This is a genomic window from Pseudomonas guariconensis, assembly GCF_015680235.1.
GTDB classification, from domain to species: domain Bacteria; phylum Pseudomonadota; class Gammaproteobacteria; order Pseudomonadales; family Pseudomonadaceae; genus Aquipseudomonas; species Aquipseudomonas guariconensis_A.
This window is the reverse complement of record NZ_JADLJL010000001.1, coordinates 1-19,475: the sequence shown is the minus strand read 5'-3', so window position 1 is coordinate 19,475 and position 19,475 is coordinate 1. Positions and strand designations below refer to the sequence as shown.

The following is a 19,475-nucleotide window of genomic DNA, read 5'->3' as shown; positions in this document are numbered from 1 at the left end:
GCGCGTGGGGGATCAACGAACGTGGTTGTCCTGGCGGCGGATGTTGCCTATCTGGCGCAAGCTCAAGCCGTATTTGTCCGCCAGCAGGCTACGAGACAGGCCGTCGGCGCTTTCCTGCTGGATCTGCAGGTTGCGCAACTGGCGCAGGAAGTGGTCCGGCTTGGGAATTTCCAGCGCTACCCCGGCAAAGCGCTTGATCAACGCTTGCAGGGCGTCGGCGGGGAGCACGTCGGCGAGTTTGGTGCGCTCGAGATGCTTGGGAATGTATTTAGGCCGACCGCCGTAGGCGCAGGTCAGTCGGTAGGCGTTTTCGATGCCTATGCAGTCGATCAGCGATTGCAAGGAATGGGGCAACTGGGAGATGTCGATGCGATTGAGGTCTGGCAATTCCATATGGGGTTCCCTCGAGAATGAGCTGGCGCCAGGTGTGAGGTTCCTGGTGGCGCAGGCTGTCGGCGGTTGCCGCTAGGGCGATTCGTCCGTTCACCTGGCTCGATTCTCAGGCAGTACCCAGTGGGCCGCTAGGCGCCAAGCGGATCGCAGGATGTAGCCTCCGGACCTCAGGGTTTGCAGGCAGCTTGGGTTGCGTATGTAGGAGATGCCTTCAGTTACAGCCTGCAAGCCCTGATCTACCGTTTTCTGTCGAGTCGAGACCTTCAGAGGGTGGTCATACCCTTATAGGCAGGGGTACCCCTGTAGCAAGCCGACCATGCCCAGGTAGGCCTTCGGGGCGTGGGCCTGGGATTGCGGAACGGCACGCCAGTCGACTTCCAGGCAAAGCGCATTGAAACGCTCGGTATCGCGTCGTCCGATGAGCCGCGGACTGAAGTCCTTGCGATAACGAACCCGTGCCGAGTCCAGGGCTTCGGCCTGGTCGGCCTCGGCCAGGGTCTGGCGCGCCAGGGCGGGCAGCTGAGCTTGCGGTATGGTCAGGTGCAGTTGACCGGGGCGGGCATTGAAATAGCCGGCCCGGCGCATGCGTTGCCAAAGCTGCTGCCACTGGCTGGAGCCGGCGTGGGGCTCCAGCTCTCGGGCAAGCTGGTGCAATTGGTCATTGGAAAGCGTCGCGGTGTCCACTGCCATCGCAGCAGGGGACGCCAACAGCAGCAGGCAGTAGATCAAGTGGGCGGTACGCATCGGGCGGCCTCCAATCGGGGCTGTAAGGGAGACCGGATGCTTTCAGCAGGGGAAAGGCGCAGGCAGCAGGAAATGCGACCGATGACGTTGTATCATGGCCCCGGCTCGATGCGAGCCCTCTGTCCCTGATGTCGCAAGGAACCTTCGATGACACATGTGCAACGCCTGAAATACTCCATCCTGATCATCCTGGTGGTGCTGGGTATCATGCTGGGCCTGTCCTACCTGCAAAAACAGGGGACCATCAGTGAGCAGACCTTCCAGTACATCGCCATCGCCATCGCGGTGGTCGTGGTGGTGATCAACGGCATCCTGCGCCGCAAGGTCGGGCCGAAGCCCTGACCCCGACCGGCCGGCCAGCTCCGGCCGGCCCTGGTTTCAGCGTGAAACGGGCAGTTCCAGTACGGCCCGGGCTTCGGGGTTGAGGCTGTAGCATTTATCGCTGCCCAGGCTGATCACGCCCTCGGCGCACAAGCGCTTGAGCACCTCGCGCACGCTGAGAAACGACAACGGGATGTCCAGTTGCTCGAGTTGCGCATGAACGCCTCGCACGCCAATGCTGCGACCGTCCCGGTCGGCCGCATGCAAGGCATCGATGACTTTCAGGCGGATCAGGCTGGTGCGCAACCCAAAGGCACGCAGCAACTCGCGAATCTGTTCGTTGCCGGCACGCGCCGGTGCGTCGGCGATTTGCCCTGCATCGTGGGCGGCCACGCTGCGAACACTCTGCAACGCAGGTTGTGGGTTGTACATGTGAATGCTCCTTTTCGTGGACTGTCCCGAAAACAAGGGTGCTTCATTGGGTATGACGAACGAGACGGGCAAAACTGCAACCCTTGACGAAAAAATAATGCGCACGCCCTGTTCAAGACGAGGCAAGGCCCTGGTTTGCGTAAAATTTCCAGCGAGCCGTTCGTTTGTACGGGATACCCCCAATCCCAGGAGTACCCGTGCGTACATTTTCGCGTCCCATGACCCGTCTTGGCCTGGCCGCCGTATTGATTGCGTCCGGTCTGGTTGCCCAGGCCCGGGAAGCTGCTGGCGAGGCCTCGGCGCAGATCCGGCGTACCAGCTTCGGTGTTCCGCACATCCTGGCCGAGGACGAACGCGGCCTGGGCTATGGCATCGGCTATGCCTATGCCCAGGACAACCTGTGCCTGCTGGCCAACGAGGTGGTGACCGTCAATGGCGAGCGGTCCCGTTACTTCGGCGCCCAGGGCAGGACCATCGAGCAGCGCAAGAACCTCGACAGTGACTTCTTCTTCGCCTGGCTCAACGGCGACTCTGCCGTCACGGCTTTCCTCGAAGCACAGCCAGCGCCCGTGCGCGACTTGCTGGAGGGCTACGCCCTTGGCTACAACCGCGCGCTGGTCGAGCGTCGGGCGCAGGATTTGCCTGCTGAATGCGGCCAGGGAGACTGGCTGCGGCCGATCAGCAGCCTCGACCTGGTCAAGCTGACCCGTCGACTTCTGGTTGAAGGTGGCGTTGGCCAGTTCGCCGAGGCGCTGGTGGCGGCGGCTCCGCCGGAGCTGGCCGCGCGCCGGGCCGAGGAGGACTTCAATCTGGCCCTGGTCCGCCAGGCGCAATTCGCCATGGCCCGTGGCAGCAATGCATTGGCGGTAGGGGCGCAGCGATCGGCCAACGGCGGTGGCCTGTTGCTGGCCAATCCACACTTCCCCTGGGTGGGCGGCCTGCGCTTCTATCAGATGCAACTGACCATCCCAGGCCAGCTGGACGTCATGGGCGCCGCATTGCCAGGCTTGCCGGTGGTCAATATCGGGTTCAACCGGCACCTGGCCTGGACCCATACGGTCGATACCTCGAAGCATTTCACGCTGTACAGGTTGCAGCTCGACCCGAAGGACCCGACACGCTATCTGCTCGATGGGAAATCCCTGCCGTTGGCCCGTCAGAGCTTGAGTGTCGCGGTCAAGGGCGAAGACGGTCGGGTGCAGCAGGTCGAGCGGCAGGTCTACGCTTCGGCGTTCGGCCCGGTGGTGCGCTGGCCAGGCCGGCTGGACTGGGACAACCAGTTCGCCTACAGCCTGCGCGATGCCAACCTGGACAACACCCGGGTGCTGCAGCAGTGGTACGCCATCAACCACGCCGACAGCCTCGACGGCCTGAAACGCACGGTGGGGCAATTGCAGGGCATCCCTTGGGTCAACACCCTGGCGGTGGATGCCGAAGGCCAGGCGACCTACCTCAACCAGTCCGTAGTGCCTTATGTGGACCAGCAATTGCTCGCTCACTGCAGCGACCCCTCGGCCGCCGGGCCGCTGGTGGTGCTCGATGGTTCGCGCAGTGCCTGCCAATGGAAGACCGACGCCCAGGCCGCCCAGCCGGGCATTTTCCCGGCGCGGTTATTGCCGAGCCTTGTGCGCCACGACTTCGTGCAGAATTCCAACGACCCGGCCTGGATGGCCAACCCTGCCCAACCGCTGACCGGGTTTTCCCCGTTGGTCAGTCGGGAGAACCAACCTCTGGGCCTGCGCAGCCGCTTCGCGCTGCAGCGCCTGCAGGGCAACGCCAAGCTGACCGTGGAAGACCTGCAGCGCATGGTGCTGGACGATGAGGTATACGCAGCCAGCCTGGTGCTGCCCGACCTGTTGGCCTGGTGCAAGACTGCCTCAACCGATGTCCAGGCGCTGTGTGCAAGCCTGGCCGCCTGGAATGGCAAGGCCGACCTGGACAGCGGCATCGGCCTGCTGCATTTCACCGCGCTCTTCGAGGCGTTGGCCGCCCAACCGCAAAACTGGCGGGTAGCCTTCGACCCGGCCGACCCTCAGCACACCCCACGAGGGCTTGCGGTGGAGCAGGCCGCGGTGCGCCAACGCGTGCACGAGGCGGCCTTGGCTTCCCTTGAGCGAGTGAGCAAGGCGGGGATTGCAGGCGATAGCCGCTGGGGGCAGGTGCAGCAGTCTGCCGACGGCACGCCGGTGCCGGGCGGGCCCCAGGAACTGGGTGTGTACAACGCCATGTACAGCGTGCCGCATGGTCCCGGCAAACGCTTGGTGGTCAGCGGTACCAGCTATTTGCAGGTGGTCAGCTTTACCCGGCAGGGGCCGCAGGCGCTGGGGTTGCTGGCGTTCTCCCAGTCCAGCGAATCGGCATCGCCCCATGCGGGCGATCAGACCCGGGTGTTCGCAGCCAAGCAGTTGGCGCCGATCCCGTTCACCGAGGCGCAGATCAAGGCCGATCCGCACTACCGTCGGTATGTGATCCGCGAGGGTGACGAGGCGGTAGTGGCTGGCGCAGGCCATTGACAGAGCGGGGCGCTGTGCGCCCCTTTACACAGTGCAAGGCCGCGCCAACACTCGCTCGCTCAGGAAAAGTCGAACGGCGCCAGCTGGAAACCCTGTTCATCCACCTGCAAGGCCCAGCCGCGGCGGTCCCAGTCGCCCAGCACGATGCGCCGGGCGGGCTGGCCATCGACCACGAGCTTGTGGATCGCTGGCCGGTGTGTATGGCCATGGACCAGGGTGCGAACACCATGGGCCGCCATCACCTTGGGCACCTCTTCGGGCGTGACATCGACGATCTCGGTCGACTTCATGCGGGTTTGCGAACGGCTTTCGCTACGCAACTTGCGCGCCAGCTTCTGCCGGGTAGCCAGCGGTAGGTGCCGCAGGACCCACAAGCTCAGCGGGTTGCGCAGGTAGCGACGCAGTTTCATGTAGGACAGGTCGCGGGTGCACAGGGTATCGCCATGCATCAGCAACACGGCCTCGCCACCGAGTTGTACCACGCAGGGGTCGTCCAGCAGGGTGCAGCCTGCGGCTTCACAGAACGCCTGGCCGATCAGGAAGTCACGGTTGCCATGCATCAGGAACACCGCCGTGCCGCTGTCGCTCAGCCGGCGCAGGGCCTGGCAGATCGACTGCTGGAAGGGCGTCATGGCATCGTCGCCGATCCAGGCCTCGAAAAAGTCGCCGAGGATGTACAGGGCCTCGGCGTGGCGTGCGCGGCCATCGAGCAGATCAAGAAACGCCCGGGTGATGTCCGGGCGTTCTTCTTGCAGGTGCAGATCGGAGATCAGCAGGATCACTCAATGATCTCGGCTTTCTCGATGATCACGTCGTCCTTCGGCACGTCCTGGTGGCCAGCCTTGGAACCGGTGGAAACGCCTTTAATCGCGTCGACCACGTCACGACCTTCGATCACTTCGCCGAATACCGCGTAGCCCCAGCCCTGGACGTTCTTGCCGCTGTGGTTGAGGAAGTCGTTGTCGGCAACGTTGATGAAGAACTGCGCGGAAGCGGAGTGCGGCTCCATGGTACGGGCCATGGCGATGCTGTACTTGGCGTTCTTCAGGCCGTTGTCGGCTTCGTTCTGGATCGGCGCGCGGGTAGGCTTCTGCTTCATGCCGGCCTCGAAACCGCCGCCCTGGATCATGAAGTTGTTGATCACGCGATGGAAGACGGTGCCGTTGTAGTGACCGTCCTTGACGTACTGAACGAAGTTTTCGGTGGTTTTCGGTGCCTTTTCGGCGTCCAGTTGCAGGACGATGTCGCCGTGGTTGGTGCTCAGTTTGACTTTGGACATGCTGGAATTCGCTCTTTCAAGGCATTCGGAAATAGGGTGCGCAGGGCGCGTACTTGTCACCTGACGCAGGATCGGGCGACCACGACACAAGGCGCGCGGCGGCCATTTTGCCAGCTTGCGACAAATAGCTGCGATAAATCGCGCCTGTTTGTCCGAGCCCGGCTGTCAGCAGCTTGACTGCTTCGGCTATGATAGGCCCTTTGATTCAATCGGCCTACCCAGGCCGAATACCAGCATTCAAGGATCCTATGAGCAAGCCCACTGCCGACAACGCGCCCAACGCCGCTGCCAAAGGCGCTCCCGCCGTCCCTGCGAACTTCCTGCGGCCGATCGTCCAGGCCGACCTGGACTCGGGCAAGCACAGCAGCATCGTCACCCGCTTCCCGCCGGAGCCCAACGGCTACCTGCACATCGGCCATGCCAAGTCGATCTGCGTCAACTTCGGCCTGGCCAAGGAGTTCGGCGGTGTCTGCCACCTGCGTTTCGATGACACCAACCCGGCCAAGGAAGACCAGGAGTACATCGATGCCATCCAGCGCGACGTCAAGTGGCTGGGCTTCGAGTGGGCCGGCCCGGTGCGCTTCGCTTCGGACTACTTCGACCAGCTGCACGACTGGGCCGTCGAGCTGATCAAGTCGGGCAATGCCTATGTCTGCGACCTGACCCCCGAACAGGCCAAGGAATACCGTGGCAGCCTGACCGAGCCAGGCAAGAACAGCCCGTTCCGCGAGCGCAGCGTCGAGGAGAACCTGGACCTGTTCGCACGCATGAAGGCCGGCGAATTCAAGGACGGCGAGCGCGTGCTGCGCGCCAAGATCGACATGGCCTCGCCGAACATGAACCTGCGCGACCCGATCCTGTACCGCATCCGTCATGCCCATCACCACCAGACCGGTGACAAGTGGTGCATCTATCCGAACTACGACTTCACCCACGGCCAGTCGGACGCCATCGAAGGCATCACCCATTCGATCTGCACCCTGGAGTTCGAAAGCCACCGTCCGTTGTACGACTGGTTCCTCGACAAGCTGCCGGTGCCGGCGCACCCGCGCCAGTACGAGTTCAGCCGTCTAAACCTGAACTACACCATCACCTCCAAGCGTAAGCTCAAGCAGTTGGTGGACGAGAAGCACGTCGATGCCTGGGACGACCCGCGCATGTCGACCCTGTCGGGCTTCCGTCGTCGCGGCTACACCCCGGCCTCGATCCGCAACTTCTGCGAGATGATCGGCACCAACCGTTCCGACGGCGTGGTCGACATGTCGATGCTCGAGTTCAGCATCCGTGACGACCTCGACCGCACCGCGCCGCGTGCCATGTGCGTGCTGCGCCCGCTGAAAGTGGTCATCACCAACTACCCCGAGGGTCAGGTCGAGCAACTCGAGCTGCCGCGCCACCCCAAGGAAGACATGGGCGTGCGCGTGCTGCCGTTCTCCCGCGAGCTGTACATCGACCGCGACGACTTCATGGAAGAGCCGCCAAAAGGCTACAAGCGCCTGGAGCCGGCCGGTGAAGTGCGCCTGCGCGGCAGCTACGTGATCCGCGCCGACGAAGCCATCAAGGATGCCGACGGCAACATCGTCGAGCTGCGCTGCTCGTACGACCCGGACACCCTGGGCAAGAACCCCGAGGGCCGCAAGGTCAAGGGCGTGATCCACTGGGTGCCGGCCGAAGGCAGCGTCGAGTGCGAAGTGCGCCTGTACGACCGCCTGTTCCGCTCCGCCAACCCGGAGAAGACCGAGGAGGGCGGCAGCTTCCTGGACAACATCAACCCCGACTCGCTGCAGGTGCTCACCGGTTGCCGCGCCGAGCCTTCCCTGGCCCAGGCCCAGCCCGAGGACCGCTTCCAGTTCGAGCGCGAAGGCTACTTCTGCGCCGACCTCAAGGACAGCCAGCCGGGCCGTCCGGTGTTCAACCGCACCGTCACCCTGCGTGACTCCTGGGGCAGCTAAGGAATCGCCGTGCTTACCATCTACAACACCCTGAGCAAGACCAAGGAAGCCTTCAAGCCCCTGGACGGCAACAAGGTGCGCATGTACGTGTGCGGCATGACCGTGTACGACTACTGCCACCTGGGCCATGGCCGCAGCATGGTGGCCTTCGACCTGATCACTCGTTGGCTGCGCAAGAGCGGCTACGAGCTGACCTATGTGCGCAACATCACCGACATCGACGACAAGATCATCAACCGCGCCAACGAAAACGGCGAGCGTTTCGATGAGCTGACCGCGCGCATGATCGATGCCATGCACGAGGACGAACGGCGCCTGAACATCCTGCCGCCGGACCAGGAGCCGCGTGCGACCGACCACATCCCCGGCATGCATGCGATGATCCAGACCTTGATCGACAAGGGCTATGCCTACGCGCCGGGCAACGGTGACGTGTACTACCGGGTCGGCAAGTTTGTCGGTTACGGCAAGCTGTCGCGACGCAAGATCGAAGACCTGCGCATCGGTGCGCGGATCGAAGTCGGCGAGGCCAAGCAGGACCCATTGGACTTCGTCCTGTGGAAGGCCGCTAAACCGGGTGAGCCGAGCTGGGAGTCGCCGTGGGGCCCGGGGCGTCCGGGCTGGCACATCGAGTGCTCGGTGATGTCCACCTGCTGCCTGGGTGAGAGCTTCGACATCCATGGCGGTGGCAGCGACCTCGAATTCCCGCACCACGAGAACGAGATCGCCCAGAGCGAGGCGGCCACCGGCAAACAGTACGCCAATGCCTGGATGCACTGCGGCATGATCCGCATCAATGGCGAGAAGATGTCCAAGTCGTTGAACAACTTCTTCACCATCCGCGACGTACTCGATAAATACCACCCGGAGGTGGTGCGCTACCTGCTGGTGGCCAGCCACTACCGCAGCGCCATCAACTACTCCGAAGACAGCCTGCGCGAGTCCAAGGGAGCCCTGGAGCGCTTCTACCATGCGTTGCGTGGGCTGCCGCGGGTTGCCGCCAAGGGCGGCGAGGAATTCGTCGAGCGCTTCAGCGTGGCGATGAATGACGACTTCGGCACGCCGGAGGCCTGCGCGGTGTTGTTCGACCTGGTGCGCGAGATCAACCGCTTGCGTGAAAGCGACCCCGATGCCGCCGCCGGCCTGGCGGGCCGCCTGCGTGAGCTGGGCGATGTGCTGGGTGTGCTGCAGCTCGATGCCGACGACTTCCTGCGTGCCGGTGCCGAAGGCAAGGTCGATGCCGCCGAAGTAGAAGCGCTGATCCAGGCGCGTCTGCAGGCGCGTGCGGACAAGAACTGGGCCGAGTCCGACCGTATCCGCGACCAGCTGACCGCCATGGGCGTGGTGCTGGAGGACGGCAAGGGCGGGACCACTTGGCGCCTGGCTGACTGATCCATCGAGTGGGGCTGCTTTGCAGCCCAATCGCAGGGCAAGCCCGCTCCTATCAGGGGCTTCGCGGGCCTACGGGCAGCGGTAGGCCTGTGGGGCTTGTCCCGCGATTGGGCCGCAATACGGCCCCATTCGTTATTTGGGTAGACCACCTGTAGGGCAATGCAGCACCAGCTTCGCCCCACCCAGTTCGCTGCTCCCCACCTCCAACCGGAACCCATGCAGGTCGACGATCGCCGCGACGATCGACAACCCCAGCCCGAACCCCGGGTGTCGATGACCTTCCTCGCTGCGATAGAAGCGTTTCAAGACCGCTGCACGCTCCTCCTCGGGAATGCCCGGCCCGCTGTCTTCGATGGCGATATGCACGCTACTGGCATCATGGCTGGCCTGGATGCGCACCTGCCCACCCTCGGGCGTGAACTTGATCGCATTGCCTACCAGGTTGGCCAGCGCCTCGAACAACAACTCCCGGTCGCCATGCAGGAGCGGCAGCCGTTCCGGTTGTACGAGCGCCAGGCGAATGCCGCCGTCCTCGGCCAAGGGCAGGTAGAAATCGTGCAGTTCCACCAGCAAGGCGTGCGGGCCTAGTTCGACGAAGCCCGCGCGTCGCTGCCGGTCCTCCAGCTCGCTGATGCGCAGCAGGCCACGGAAGCGTGCCATCAGCGTGTCGGTCTCGCCGATGGCCTGGTCCAGGGCCTGCGCCTCGGGGGGGCGCTCGCCACTTTGCTGGCGGATCCGGTACAACTGGGCGCGCAGGCGTGTCAGTGGCGTGCGCAGGTCGTGGGCGATGTTGTCGCAGACGCCCTTGACCTCGTGCATCAGCCGCTCGATGCGATCGAGCATGGCATTGACGATGGCCGCCAGCATGTCCAGCTCGTCGCGCCGGGCTGACAGGGGCAGGCGGTGGGTGAGGTCGCCGGCGACGATCAGCTCGGCCTGAGCCTGGATCGCACGGATGCGCTTGAGTGGCCTGCGGCGCAGCAGGTACCAGCCGGCGAAGCCAGGGATCAGGGTCAGGGAAATGCCCCAGAGCAAGGCGTGGAGAATGATCCGCGTGACCACGAACAAGGAGCCGTTGTCACGTACCAGCACCAGCCAGCGGCCGTCCTTGACCCGGATCGCGACCGCGTCGCAGCTGTCGCGTGGTACGTGTGGGTCGTCGGCGTCCAGGCAGCGCTTGAGTTCGTGGACCTGGCCGTCCAGGCCGAGTTCTGGCGGAATGGCGCGGATCCGGCCGCTGATCGGGTTGAGCTGGGCGTCGAACAGGCCGTAGGCATCGAAGCTGCGTTCTTCGAAGGCCTGGCTTGCGATCAGGGCGTCGTCCAGCTGCTTGCCGGTCATGTGGGCGAACAGGTGCTGGCGCTGCAGCATGGAATGGCGGGTGAGCTTGTTCAGGTAGCTGGATACCTCGAAGTACAGCACGCCCATGAGGATGCTGCTCCAGGCCACGAACAGGAAGCTATACAGCGCCAAAAGGCGGCTGGTCGAGGAGCTCCAGCCCTTAGACGGGTTCGGCAATGGCATAGCCGGAACCCCGCACGGTACGGATGAGCGGGCTCTGGCCGGGCGGGTCGATCTTCTTGCGCAGGCGGCCGATGTGCACATCGATCAGGTTGGTGCCTGGGTCGAAGTGATAGCCCCAGACCTCCTCGAAGATCATCATCCGGGTGATCACCTGGCCAGCATGGCGCATCAGGTACTCCAGCAGCTTGTACTCGGTGGGCAGCAGATTGAGGGTCTGCTCGCCGCGGCGGGCCTCATGGCTGATCAGGTCCAGCTCCAGGTCCGCCACCTGAAGGCGGGTTTGGGTCACGGGCACGCTGTTGCGGCGCAGCAGCACCTCGACGCGGGCAGCCATCTCGTCGGAGGCGAAGGGTTTGGTCAGGTAGTCGTCGCCCCCCGCACGCAGGCCCCGTACCCGCTCGTCGACATCGGACAATGCACTGATCATCAGGATGGGTGTGGCGATCTTCAGGTTGCGCAGGGTGGTGACGATGGTCAGGCCATCGACCTCGGGCAGCATGCGATCCAGGGTGATCAGGTCATAGCCACCACCGATGGCCTTGGACAGGCCTTCACGGCCATTGTCGGCCCAGTCTACTTCCAGGCCATGGCTGGACAGTTCGGCGACAATTTCCTGGGCGGTGACGGCGTCGTCTTCGATGGTCAGTACGCGGGGCATGCTAGTACCTGGGCAGCGATTGGAGACTCGATTGTGCCAAAGAATAGACAACGGGGGATTTAAGAAAAATTCATCTGGCGGCCCCAATGCTCGATTGCCACCCATTCCCTTTGTTATTACGCCCCCCCTTGTAGGAGCGGCCTTGTGCCGCGATCGGGCGCGAAGCGGCCGCAATCCAAGCAACTCAAGTATTCCAGGTATACCGTGCAAGTCTGCTTTACGGCCGCTTCGCGCCCGATCGCGGCACAAGGCCGCTCCTACAGGGAGGGAACAGGCCTAAACAAAAACGGGGCATGCCATTGCTGGCATGCCCCGTTTCAGGGGAGGGCGAAACCTCAGGCGACCTTGACGATCCAGCCTGCTGGCGCTTCGACGTCACCGCTCTGGATGCCGGTCAGCTCGTTGTAGAGCTTCTGGGTAACCGGGCCGACTTTTTCCAAGTCGTGGAACACGTGCAGCTTGCCGTTGTACTCGATGCCGCCGATCGGGGTGATCACCGCGGCGGTGCCGCAGGCGCCGGCTTCGACGAAGCGGTCGAGCTTGTTGATCTCGACATCGCCCTCGATCACGGTCAGGCCCAGGCGCGATTGCGCCAGTTCCATCAACGACAGGCGGGTGATACCAGGCAGCACGGACGCGGACTTCGGCGTGACGAACTCATTGTTGGCGGTGATGCCGAAGAAGTTGGCCGAACCGACTTCCTCGATCTTGGTGTGGGTCAGCGGGTCCAGGTAGATGGCGTCGGCGAAGTTGGCTTTCTTCGCCTCGGCGCCTGGCTGCAGGCTCGCGGCATAGTTGCCACCGACCTTGGCTGCACCAGTGCCTTGCGGGGCGGCGCGGTCGAAGCTGGAGATTTGGAAGTTGTGCGGCTTCATGCCGCCCTTGAAGTACGAGCCGACCGGGATGGCGAAGACCGAGAAGATGAACTCCGGGGCGGTGCGCACGCCGATGTTGTCACCGGTGCCAATCACGAAGGGGCGCAGGTACAGGGCACCCTTGCCATGGGGCGGGACGAAGCGCTCGTTGGCCTTGACCACTTGCTTGCAGGCCTCGACGAATACGTCGGTCGGCACCTGCGGCATCAGCAGGCGCGCGCAGCTGCGTTGCATGCGGGCGGCGTTCTGGTCGGGGCGGAACAGGTTGATCGAACCGTCCTTGCAGCGATAGGCCTTCAGGCCTTCGAAGCATTGCTGGCCATAGTGCAGGGCGGTGGAGCCTTCACTGATGTGCAGCACATTGTCTTCGGTCAGGGTGCCTTTGTCCCACTCGCCGTTGCGCCATACGGACAGGTAGCGCTTGTCGGTCTTGATATAGTCGAAGCCCAGCTTGTCCCAGTTAATGCTCTCGTTACTCATGACACCCTCATGTATTGCCTAGGGCCTGATCGCTCAGGCTGCTTTTATATGCGCACCTCGCCACGATAATACATCCGCCGCGGATCGGGAACGGCCAGTCGCGAATTGGACCAAGGTCGCAGGCGTGGCGCCGGGGTGTGCAGTGCATCCGAGTCATCCATGCTGCGACCCTCCGGTGGAGGGTGCGAGACAGGCCCAAAGGGGTAACGACACCGCCAAGTGGGCCGCATTGATGGGTCAATCAGGTGGAGCCAATGATGGACTGGGTCTGACAGTCGACGAACGGGGAGCGGGTGCAGACCGAGACTTGAGGTCCATTTTCCTGGGCCATTGAACCTTGGGGGCAAAATGAGGCATGAAATCGAACATCGTAGGTCGATTGTTTCGATCAGACGATGGGTAAACGAAATCAGGCAGGGCTGCTGGACCCTGTTGCATGAACAGCTGAGCGATAGCCCAGTATGGCTCGCCGGTTGCCCAACTGTGAGCAAAAAAGAAACGATCAATCACTTCGTTCGTGTCAGGCTTATGGACCGAAATTACGATGTTTTCAAGAAGGCCACCTCCGCCGAGGGGTAGATAGACGCTGCACGCTTCAGCGCGTAGATCATCCCAATTGTAAACAGCAGGTTGCACACCCCATTTGCGACGACTGAGTGGCCAGAGCGGACCAAATTTGAAATTATAGAAATAGACTTTTTGTCGGGTGCGATTGAAACGTATGGGCTCGTTTCGCGGGAATACGTATGTTTGCTATGAACCACCACTGATTCACTATCAAAGCGGTAAATATGAAACAATATCGCCGCGAAGTCGAGCGATCTCCTCAATAGACGTGCATAGGGCTCAGCGTAAGCACTCGTTATCTTTAGGCCAGGTCAATAGGTAGCGGGCAATGTGGCACTCAGTATGTTTGGAGGGTCGATGCTGGGAAAGCTCACAGTGGCCGTTTATAGGTGTGTTCCAATGGATAATTGGTGTTTCGTTGGCTTTTCCGAGTGGCAGCGTCTAGCCCAGTGCTCAAATGGTTAGGGTTTATTTTGTTTTACGTTGGTGACCAACGAGTGCAACAGGTTTCATGACGTTTCTACTGAGTTGGGGGCGGTGCGGGACTCTAAATCAAGTTCCTCTGGCCATTGAACCTTGGGCGCAAAGTGAGGGATGAAGTCGAATGCTATGGATTCCTTGTTCCAGTCTCGAGGGGGGTATACAAAATCAGGAAGCGCTTGCGGACCTACTTCCATAAAGGCTTGTGCAATGGCCCAATATGCCTGCCCTTGCTCCCAATCATAGGAAAAGAAGAATCGGTCGGTCACTTCTTTTGTGCCGGGCTTCCGAACTGAAATGATGATGTTCTCAATTAGCCCACCACCGCCCATGGGTAAATAAATGCTGCAGGCTTCTGCGTGTAGATCATCCCAGTCATAAACCTCCGGCTGCACCCCCCAATACCGGCGACTGAACACTCGAAGCCGATCCAGCTTGTACTGATAGACATAAACTTTTCGGCGGAGACGATTGAAGCGTATGGGCTCGTCACGGGGCAGCCCATGGTCCATTCGTATGGTGGGTATAGTTATCCACTGCAAAAAAGACATAATGGCTAATGTGATAAAGATAATGTCGAGGCTTACGTAGTCGTATTTGAATAGTGCAAAGTACATCGCATACAGTTGGCCCGCAGTCGCCATGAGAAATGCTAAACAAGCAAAAATAGCAGAAAATCCTCGGATCCTCGCTGAGGATCTAGGTAACTCCAAATAAATATCATCACAATAGTTGGGCGGTGGCCGTAATAGCTTTGAGCTGCTTGATAGTTCAACAGTGTCGTTGTGGGTAGGTAGGTCAAATTTCCAGCCAGGCGGACGTGGCGATAGAGTTTTTCCTTTACTGCTCACGATCTAATCTCTTGGCGTATGATTTCAGAATATGCGTTTGGTATGCTTCGGTTCGGCCAATAGGTTATAACCAATGTCGCTGCTTTAATGTTGTGTTCTGCGATTTCCGGGTTCAGCTCAACGGCGCCGGTTATTTTTCTGTATTTGGCGTTGCGTCCTAGGGCGTGATCCGTCTTTTTTGTAATTATTGTGTCTTTTTTATGGTCCGGGAACTTGGGAAGGTGAGATGGCCTCAGTTGTAATATAAAAGTGTTGCTTTCTGTCCCAGGGGGTGGGTTGAACTCGTTACTGGCAATTTCCTCTCCTTGAGCATGTGCATATCCATGTTTGTCGCTTTGTCGATGCACCACCAAATGCCAGCGGTAACCCGATCGATTTTCGTCGAAGTCGGGGATTTTAATAAGAAGTTTTAGGCTTTGGTCTACTGTTAAGCTAACTAGTCCGCCAATCTTTCCGGTTGTTGGGTTGCTAGTTTTATGTGCTTCAAATCCAATAATCGCTTCCAATCCCAAGGTTGCTGCGTTGAGTTCGGCGAGTGCAATGTCGGCAAGCTCCGGAGTGTTCCAATGAATGACAGGTGTCTCGTTGGCCTTCCCGAAATAACAGCGTTTTATCCATTGTTCTAGAGGGGTGGACTCATTTTTGCCTGCCCGATTCGAGGCGTGATATGCCAGTATGCCAAAAGTTATGGCTAATCCTAGGGGGCCTAGTACGAGTGGTGTTGAGATAGCGCTTATGGCAAGGGATATTTCAAGTATGTGAAGCGTTCCGGCTATGAAGTAACCTATGGAAGCATTTTCGTCTCCTGCTAGGAATGTACGTCTTATTGATAGGGTTGTTTGGGTTGCATCGTACAGCCCTGCAGCAGCACTAATTATCGAGCCAGCTTTTACTAGTGATACGCCACTTTTAAATACGCTGCTCGCAAAACCAGACGCCGAGGCATGCTTGAAACCTTCCCGGAGGGTGATCCCCAGCACTTCCATGCCCCCGCCCAGCAACGCCAATTGCGTCCCGTGCAATGCCAACAACGCTTCCTTCGACTTGGCACCAATCTCCGTTTCCGCTTTCGCCAGGTTCTTGTCCAGGCTGTCGCTGAGCAGATAGAGCCCACCCAGCCCTAGCCCCAGCCCCAGCAGCAGTTGCCAGCTGCCGATCACACCGCGCAGGCCGGTGAAGCTGGTGCGCACCAGTTGGGCTGGGCTGCTTGTCGCAGGAAAACCGTAGACCCGTAGAAGCTTTGACCGATTCATTCCACGAGCCAGTCGGCGTCACCTTCGACAATTGTTCCGCCATGGTCTGTCGTGTCTCCTTGCCGCGCAGCAGGGTGACCTTCGATTAGCGTGCTTACCGATCCAGTTTCGATGATGGCTCCGCAGCTAACTTCGTCACCGGCGCGGGCGATGGGTTTGCCATTGACGAATGTAGCGCTCGCGCCAGTGGTGATAGTGCCCTTTCCATGAAGCGGGCAGATGTGGAGGTGACCAACAAGGGCAATGGGTTTCATATCAGGTATCAATATCCGGACAGGTGAGTGTTTTGCTAATGAAATATGAAAAGTTGGCTTGATAGAGGTCTCGTAAAGGACTGTCTGCTCAAGAAGATTTATTGCGTTGGGGCGGTAGTCCATAATTAGGGCGCTGTTCGCGACTCCCTATCGATCTCCGCTGGCCATTCGACCTTCGGCGCCAGGCGTTTTGTAATCTCGCACCAAAGCACATCATTATGATCCCGTGGCGGGTTCGGTGGCGGCAGCGTTTCAGGACCACCTTGCATGTAGGCGCATATATAGGCCCACGCATATTGATCGGCACCCATAAGGGTCAGAGAGAAACGATCAATTACATTGTGGGTGCCTGGCTCTACGATGGAAAGCATTACGCCCCGTTTGAGCCCGCCTTGTGCCCAGCGCTCCCCACGGACGTCGGACCAATCATAGGTGACAGTCTGGACATCCCATTTTCCAAAAGGATTCCACCAAGTATAAACAAAGTTATACGCGTATATTTTTTCTCGGGCACGATTGAAACGAATGGGTTCATCTCTAGGTGGGCATAGACTAATGCGAAAGCCGAAAGCAACACCCCATATCAGCCCTAATAGAAGCGGAATCGCTATCAGAACCAATTCAAAATTGCCAGCATGAAAACTATCAATCATCAAGAAAGGCATGTTGACGGCATGAAACAAGATAACTAGGGATATCAGCAGCTTTAGACCTCTGAAAAAGTGCAAGTTTCTCGGGATTTCCAAATATATAGAATCTTGATGGTTTGGTGTTTGATCGCCCAGGCCCACTGCAAGATTTGAAGTCTCGTAGGGGCCAGGAAGATCTTCTTTCCACCCAATACATGGCGGATTTAGTAGCGGACGGGACACTAAACCGTTTTCCTTATTAATCAATTTTGTCCTCCCTGACCACCAACTGTGTCCAGTTGGCCGAGAAACGCGTCGGTGCGCTCCTGCAACGCCTCGTTGAGCAGGCTCAGGTACTCACCCAGCCTGAGCGAGACGATCACCTGGATGACGTGTTGCCCGGCATAGCGCAGCAGCGCCGCGCTGTGCACGTGGCCAATCATGGTCTTGGCGGCGCCGGACAGGTGTTGGTCGAGGGCATTGCAAGTAGATATTGTTCATCCAATTGGCGGGGGATGCTATTGTGTTGATTTTTTTATTGGGTGGTTGGTCTGGGCTATTCAAGTCCGCTATCCAGTCGCGGCAAGGTGGTTCAAGCAGTGGGTTTTTATGTGTCATGTCTTATGGGATTTCCATACATTGCATTGATTTAATATATGCTCTACCCCTTCTCACTCGAGCAGCCAGCCAGTATCACCTTCAATCAGTACCCCACCATGGTCCGTATGATCGCCCTGTCGTGCCACAGGCTTTCCATTTATTTGATAATTCATGGAGCCCTCGATGATAATAGCGCCGCAGCTGGTTCGATCTCCTATGCAGGCAACTGCTTTATCGTTGAATTGGTAGGTCTTGCTGCCACTTACCACGATGCCTGAGCCATGCAAGGGGCATTCATGTTAGTGGCCAACGAGTGCAACGGGTTTCATGATGTCTCTCCTGAAGAGGGTGCGGAACGAGATTCAAGATCCATTTCTTTTGGCCATTGAACCTTCGGTGCGAAATGGGGAATGAAGTCGAAGGCTGTGGGCTCGTTGTTCCAATCCCTAGGTGGATGGACAAAGTCGGGAAGTGCTTGAGGGCCATGCTCCATGAAAAGTTGAGCAATGGTCCAATATGCTTGTCCCTCCACCCAATTATGGGAAAAGAAGAACCGGTCGGTTATCTCGTCTGTACCGGGTTTGCGGACTGAAATAGTGATGTTCTCAATTAGACCTCCGCCCCCCCATGGGTATATAAACGCTGCAGGCCGACGCGTATAAGTCGTCCCAGTTATAGGCGATGGGTCGTACACCCCATCGGTGACGACTAAAAGGAAAGGTGCGACTGAATGTAAACCGATACACATAAACTTTTCGGCGAATTCTGTTGAATCGCATGGGTTCGTCGCGAGGTAGTTGAAAGTCCATTCGAATGTAGAAGGCGAATAGCCAGCAAGCCGCAATAAAGCAGCTGGCACCTTGAATCGCAATCCAGAATCCCATTCTTTCATATTGCGTTGCAATTAGGTAAAAGGCGAACGCAAATGCTACGAAACTTGCGATGGCAACAATGCTTCCTATGAGCAGTCCAAACTCTCTAGCTCTGGTAGTCGACCTTCCTAGCTCTAGATATATGGAGTCTATATGATTGGGTGCCGGACTGATGCGGCTTAATGACGTGACTCCAGTGTGCTCTACAAAGGGAGCGTTATAAGGAGGTAAGTCGTACTTCCAGCCAAAAGGCCGGGAAGGTAAAGGCTCTGTTTCTCGACTCATTTGTTTAGCTCGTGCAATATTATTTCAGCAGACGCTTCTTGGATATTTTTGTCGGGCCAGTATGCGACAATCAGTGTTGCCGCTGTGATGTTGTGCTTGCCATATTCAAAAACTAGATCGATCACGCCAGTCGTTTGTCTGTAAGAATGCGCGTGCTGAGTGCCAGCTTTCTTTTTTTGATCAAGGTACTTGAATTTAATGCTGTCTTTTTTATAATCTGGAAATTTCTGAGGGTAGGAAGGTTTTAGCATTAACTTATCTGCGATAGCGGGTGAGCTAGTTAAGGAGTTGTATTCGTCGCCGGTAATTATTTCTCCGCCCTTGTAATGGTATGGCTCACCATCTCCATGGCGATGTACAATCAATTTCCATAGGAAACCGGATCGCTCCCTATTGAATTCGGGGAAAGCAATACTAAATTTTATTCTTTGCTCAAATTCCAGGCTGGTTAATCCTCCGATTTTTGAGCTGGTGCCGGTGTCCGGTCTACGAGTTTCAAACTCAAGACGGACTTTCAGTCCCAATATCGCGGCATTAAGCTCTGCGAATGCTAGGTCGGCCTGCTCGGGCATGTTCCAATGGATGACTGGAGATTCGTTGGCAGTCCCGAAATAGCAACGTTTGACCCAGCGCTCCAGAGGAGTGGACTCATTTTTTGTCGCCCACCTAATAAAGGTGTAAGCCGCTATGCTCATTGCGATAGCCAACCCTAGGGGCCCTAAAATAAAGGGGCTGAATATGGCTCGAAAGGCGGCAACGCTACTAATCGCAGAAGATACTGTTGTAAATAGGTATTGTGTTGAAGATTTGTAATCGCCATCTGCAAATGTACGTTTGCTTGCACGACCTGCCTGAGCAGCATCAAAGAAGCCCGAAACGACACTAACTATCGCTCCAGCTGACACCAGCGATACGCCGCTTTTCAATACGCTGCTCGCAAAACCAGGCGCCGAGGCATGCTTGAAACCTTCCCGGAGGGTGATCCCCAGCACTTCCATGCCCCCGCCCAGCAACGCCAATTGCGTCCCGTGCAATGCCAACAACGCTTCCTTCGACTTGGCACCAATCTCCGTTTCCGCTTTCGCCAGGTTCTTGTCCAGGCTGTCGCTGAGCAGATAGAG

20 protein-coding genes and 2 pseudogenes are annotated in these 19,475 nt (G+C 58.8%); 4 read left to right on the top strand and 18 right to left on the bottom strand.

The genetic code is table 11. The features are described 5' to 3' along the window. Positions 1-12: 12 nt before the first annotated feature. The gene (locus IRZ56_RS00095; protein WP_196143032.1) at positions 13-393 is read right to left on the bottom strand and encodes a Mor transcription activator family protein; all 381 of its coding nucleotides are present in this window, start codon (positions 391-393) and stop codon (positions 13-15) included. Between the two features lie 282 nt (positions 394-675). After that, complete coding sequence (locus IRZ56_RS00090; RefSeq protein WP_196143031.1) at positions 676-1,137, bottom strand: hypothetical protein; 462 nt, start codon at positions 1,135-1,137, stop codon at positions 676-678. 147 nt (positions 1,138-1,284) lie between these two features. Here IRZ56_RS00090 and IRZ56_RS00085 point away from each other — a divergent pair, with 147 nt between their 5' ends. After that, positions 1,285-1,479 (top strand): hypothetical protein, encoded by a 195-nt coding sequence (locus IRZ56_RS00085; RefSeq protein WP_196143030.1) that lies wholly within the window; start codon positions 1,285-1,287, stop codon positions 1,477-1,479. A 36-nt stretch (positions 1,480-1,515) separates the two neighbouring features. Here the strand turns inward: IRZ56_RS00085 and IRZ56_RS00080 are convergent, their stop codons facing one another. Next, entirely contained in the window at positions 1,516-1,890 is a 375-nt protein-coding gene (locus IRZ56_RS00080; RefSeq protein WP_196143029.1) for a fe2+ zn2+ uptake regulation protein, read from the bottom strand. A 218-nt stretch (positions 1,891-2,108) separates the two neighbouring features. Here IRZ56_RS00080 and IRZ56_RS00075 point away from each other — a divergent pair, with 218 nt between their 5' ends. Then, a complete protein-coding gene (locus IRZ56_RS00075) occupies positions 2,109-4,403 on the top strand; it encodes an acylase (RefSeq protein ID WP_230390303.1) in 2,295 nt (764 codons plus the stop codon). Between the two features lie 59 nt (positions 4,404-4,462). Here IRZ56_RS00075 and IRZ56_RS00070 read toward each other — a convergent pair whose 3' ends face one another. Further along, a complete protein-coding gene (locus IRZ56_RS00070; RefSeq protein ID WP_196143027.1) occupies positions 4,463-5,185 on the bottom strand; it encodes a UDP-2,3-diacylglucosamine diphosphatase in 723 nt (240 codons plus the stop codon). After that, the gene (locus IRZ56_RS00065; protein ID WP_196143026.1) at positions 5,182-5,682 is read right to left on the bottom strand and encodes a peptidylprolyl isomerase; all 501 of its coding nucleotides are present in this window, start codon (positions 5,680-5,682) and stop codon (positions 5,182-5,184) included. Before IRZ56_RS00065 ends, IRZ56_RS00070 begins: the two co-directional genes overlap by 4 nt. Positions 5,683-5,930: 248 nt before the next feature. Between IRZ56_RS00065 and IRZ56_RS00060 the strand changes: the two genes are divergently transcribed. Both IRZ56_RS00060 and cysS read left to right on the top strand, forming a co-directional pair. Next, complete coding sequence (locus IRZ56_RS00060) at positions 5,931-7,634, top strand: glutamine--tRNA ligase/YqeY domain fusion protein (RefSeq protein ID WP_196143025.1); 1,704 nt, start codon at positions 5,931-5,933, stop codon at positions 7,632-7,634. 9 nt (positions 7,635-7,643) lie between these two features. Continuing rightward, positions 7,644-9,026 carry a cysteine--tRNA ligase gene (gene cysS / locus IRZ56_RS00055; RefSeq protein ID WP_196143024.1) on the top strand — a complete coding sequence of 461 codons (1,383 nt, stop codon included), beginning with the start codon at positions 7,644-7,646 and terminating at the stop codon, positions 9,024-9,026. A 132-nt stretch (positions 9,027-9,158) separates the two neighbouring features. On the opposite strand, the gene IRZ56_RS00050 is transcribed toward cysS, so the two are convergent. The 13 genes and pseudogenes from IRZ56_RS00050 to IRZ56_RS00005 all read right to left on the bottom strand — a co-directional run. Further along, positions 9,159-10,550 carry a sensor histidine kinase gene (locus tag IRZ56_RS00050; RefSeq protein ID WP_196143023.1) on the bottom strand — a complete coding sequence of 464 codons (1,392 nt, stop codon included), beginning with the start codon at positions 10,548-10,550 and terminating at the stop codon, positions 9,159-9,161. After that, positions 10,528-11,208 (bottom strand): response regulator transcription factor, encoded by a 681-nt coding sequence (locus IRZ56_RS00045; protein ID WP_196143022.1) that lies wholly within the window; start codon positions 11,206-11,208, stop codon positions 10,528-10,530. Before IRZ56_RS00045 ends, IRZ56_RS00050 begins: the two co-directional genes overlap by 23 nt. A gap of 335 nt (positions 11,209-11,543) precedes the next feature. After that, positions 11,544-12,563 carry a branched-chain amino acid aminotransferase gene (locus tag IRZ56_RS00040; RefSeq protein WP_196143021.1) on the bottom strand — a complete coding sequence of 340 codons (1,020 nt, stop codon included), beginning with the start codon at positions 12,561-12,563 and terminating at the stop codon, positions 11,544-11,546. Positions 12,564-12,800: 237 nt separating this feature from the next. Further along, a pseudogene (locus tag IRZ56_RS23350) lies at positions 12,801-13,295 on the bottom strand (DUF6708 domain-containing protein); the annotation flags it as partial. Between the two features lie 344 nt (positions 13,296-13,639). Beyond that, complete coding sequence (locus tag IRZ56_RS23275; protein ID WP_328310221.1) at positions 13,640-14,461, bottom strand: DUF6708 domain-containing protein; 822 nt, start codon at positions 14,459-14,461, stop codon at positions 13,640-13,642. Beyond that, complete coding sequence (locus tag IRZ56_RS00030) at positions 14,458-15,714, bottom strand: oxidoreductase (protein ID WP_196143020.1); 1,257 nt, start codon at positions 15,712-15,714, stop codon at positions 14,458-14,460. The genes IRZ56_RS23275 and IRZ56_RS00030 overlap by 4 nt, the downstream gene beginning before the upstream one ends. Further along, positions 15,711-15,968 carry a PAAR domain-containing protein gene (locus tag IRZ56_RS00025; protein ID WP_196143352.1) on the bottom strand — a complete coding sequence of 86 codons (258 nt, stop codon included), beginning with the start codon at positions 15,966-15,968 and terminating at the stop codon, positions 15,711-15,713. The genes IRZ56_RS00030 and IRZ56_RS00025 overlap by 4 nt, the downstream gene beginning before the upstream one ends. Before the next feature lie 125 nt (positions 15,969-16,093). Further along, positions 16,094-16,864, bottom strand: a complete 771-nt coding sequence (locus tag IRZ56_RS23040) for a DUF6708 domain-containing protein (RefSeq protein ID WP_230390292.1) — start codon at positions 16,862-16,864, stop codon at positions 16,094-16,096. Then, positions 16,861-17,040 carry a hypothetical protein gene (locus IRZ56_RS00015; RefSeq protein WP_196143019.1) on the bottom strand — a complete coding sequence of 60 codons (180 nt, stop codon included), beginning with the start codon at positions 17,038-17,040 and terminating at the stop codon, positions 16,861-16,863. The genes IRZ56_RS23040 and IRZ56_RS00015 overlap by 4 nt, the downstream gene beginning before the upstream one ends. Positions 17,041-17,268: 228 nt before the next feature. After that, complete coding sequence (locus IRZ56_RS00010) at positions 17,269-17,484, bottom strand: PAAR domain-containing protein (RefSeq protein WP_230390291.1); 216 nt, start codon at positions 17,482-17,484, stop codon at positions 17,269-17,271. A gap of 38 nt (positions 17,485-17,522) precedes the next feature. Next, positions 17,523-17,891 carry a DUF6708 domain-containing protein gene (locus IRZ56_RS23035; RefSeq protein ID WP_328310200.1) on the bottom strand — a complete coding sequence of 123 codons (369 nt, stop codon included), beginning with the start codon at positions 17,889-17,891 and terminating at the stop codon, positions 17,523-17,525. Next, a complete protein-coding gene (locus IRZ56_RS23270; RefSeq protein ID WP_328310522.1) occupies positions 17,803-18,006 on the bottom strand; it encodes a DUF6708 domain-containing protein in 204 nt (67 codons plus the stop codon). Before IRZ56_RS23270 ends, IRZ56_RS23035 begins: the two co-directional genes overlap by 89 nt. Before the next feature lie 344 nt (positions 18,007-18,350). Continuing rightward, a pseudogene (locus IRZ56_RS00005) lies at positions 18,351-19,475 on the bottom strand (hypothetical protein); the annotation flags it as partial.

What these genes read in the sequence shown, in the direction of transcription:
- IRZ56_RS00095 (WP_196143032.1), bottom strand. Translation starts at nt 393, where the DNA reads ATGGAATTGCCAGACCTCAATCGCATCGACATCTCCCAGTTGCCCCAT.
- IRZ56_RS00090 (WP_196143031.1), bottom strand. Translation starts at nt 1,137, where the DNA reads ATGCGTACCGCCCACTTGATCTACTGCCTGCTGCTGTTGGCGTCCCCT.
- IRZ56_RS00085 (WP_196143030.1), top strand. Translation starts at nt 1,285, where the DNA reads ATGACACATGTGCAACGCCTGAAATACTCCATCCTGATCATCCTGGTG.
- IRZ56_RS00080 (WP_196143029.1), bottom strand. Translation starts at nt 1,890, where the DNA reads ATGTACAACCCACAACCTGCGTTGCAGAGTGTTCGCAGCGTGGCCGCC.
- IRZ56_RS00075 (WP_230390303.1), top strand. Translation starts at nt 2,109, where the DNA reads ATGACCCGTCTTGGCCTGGCCGCCGTATTGATTGCGTCCGGTCTGGTT.
- IRZ56_RS00065 (WP_196143026.1), bottom strand. Translation starts at nt 5,682, where the DNA reads ATGTCCAAAGTCAAACTGAGCACCAACCACGGCGACATCGTCCTGCAA.
- IRZ56_RS00060 (WP_196143025.1), top strand. Translation starts at nt 5,931, where the DNA reads ATGAGCAAGCCCACTGCCGACAACGCGCCCAACGCCGCTGCCAAAGGC.
- IRZ56_RS00050 (WP_196143023.1), bottom strand. Translation starts at nt 10,550, where the DNA reads ATGCCATTGCCGAACCCGTCTAAGGGCTGGAGCTCCTCGACCAGCCGC.
- IRZ56_RS00045 (WP_196143022.1), bottom strand. Translation starts at nt 11,208, where the DNA reads ATGCCCCGCGTACTGACCATCGAAGACGACGCCGTCACCGCCCAGGAA.
- IRZ56_RS00040 (WP_196143021.1), bottom strand. Translation starts at nt 12,563, where the DNA reads ATGAGTAACGAGAGCATTAACTGGGACAAGCTGGGCTTCGACTATATC.
- IRZ56_RS00030 (WP_196143020.1), bottom strand. Translation starts at nt 15,714, where the DNA reads ATGAATCGGTCAAAGCTTCTACGGGTCTACGGTTTTCCTGCGACAAGC.
- IRZ56_RS00025 (WP_196143352.1), bottom strand. Translation starts at nt 15,968, where the DNA reads ATGAAACCCATTGCCCTTGTTGGTCACCTCCACATCTGCCCGCTTCAT.
- IRZ56_RS00015 (WP_196143019.1), bottom strand. Translation starts at nt 17,040, where the DNA reads ATGATTGGCCACGTGCACAGCGCGGCGCTGCTGCGCTATGCCGGGCAA.
- IRZ56_RS23270 (WP_328310522.1), bottom strand. Translation starts at nt 18,006, where the DNA reads ATGGACTTTCAACTACCTCGCGACGAACCCATGCGATTCAACAGAATT.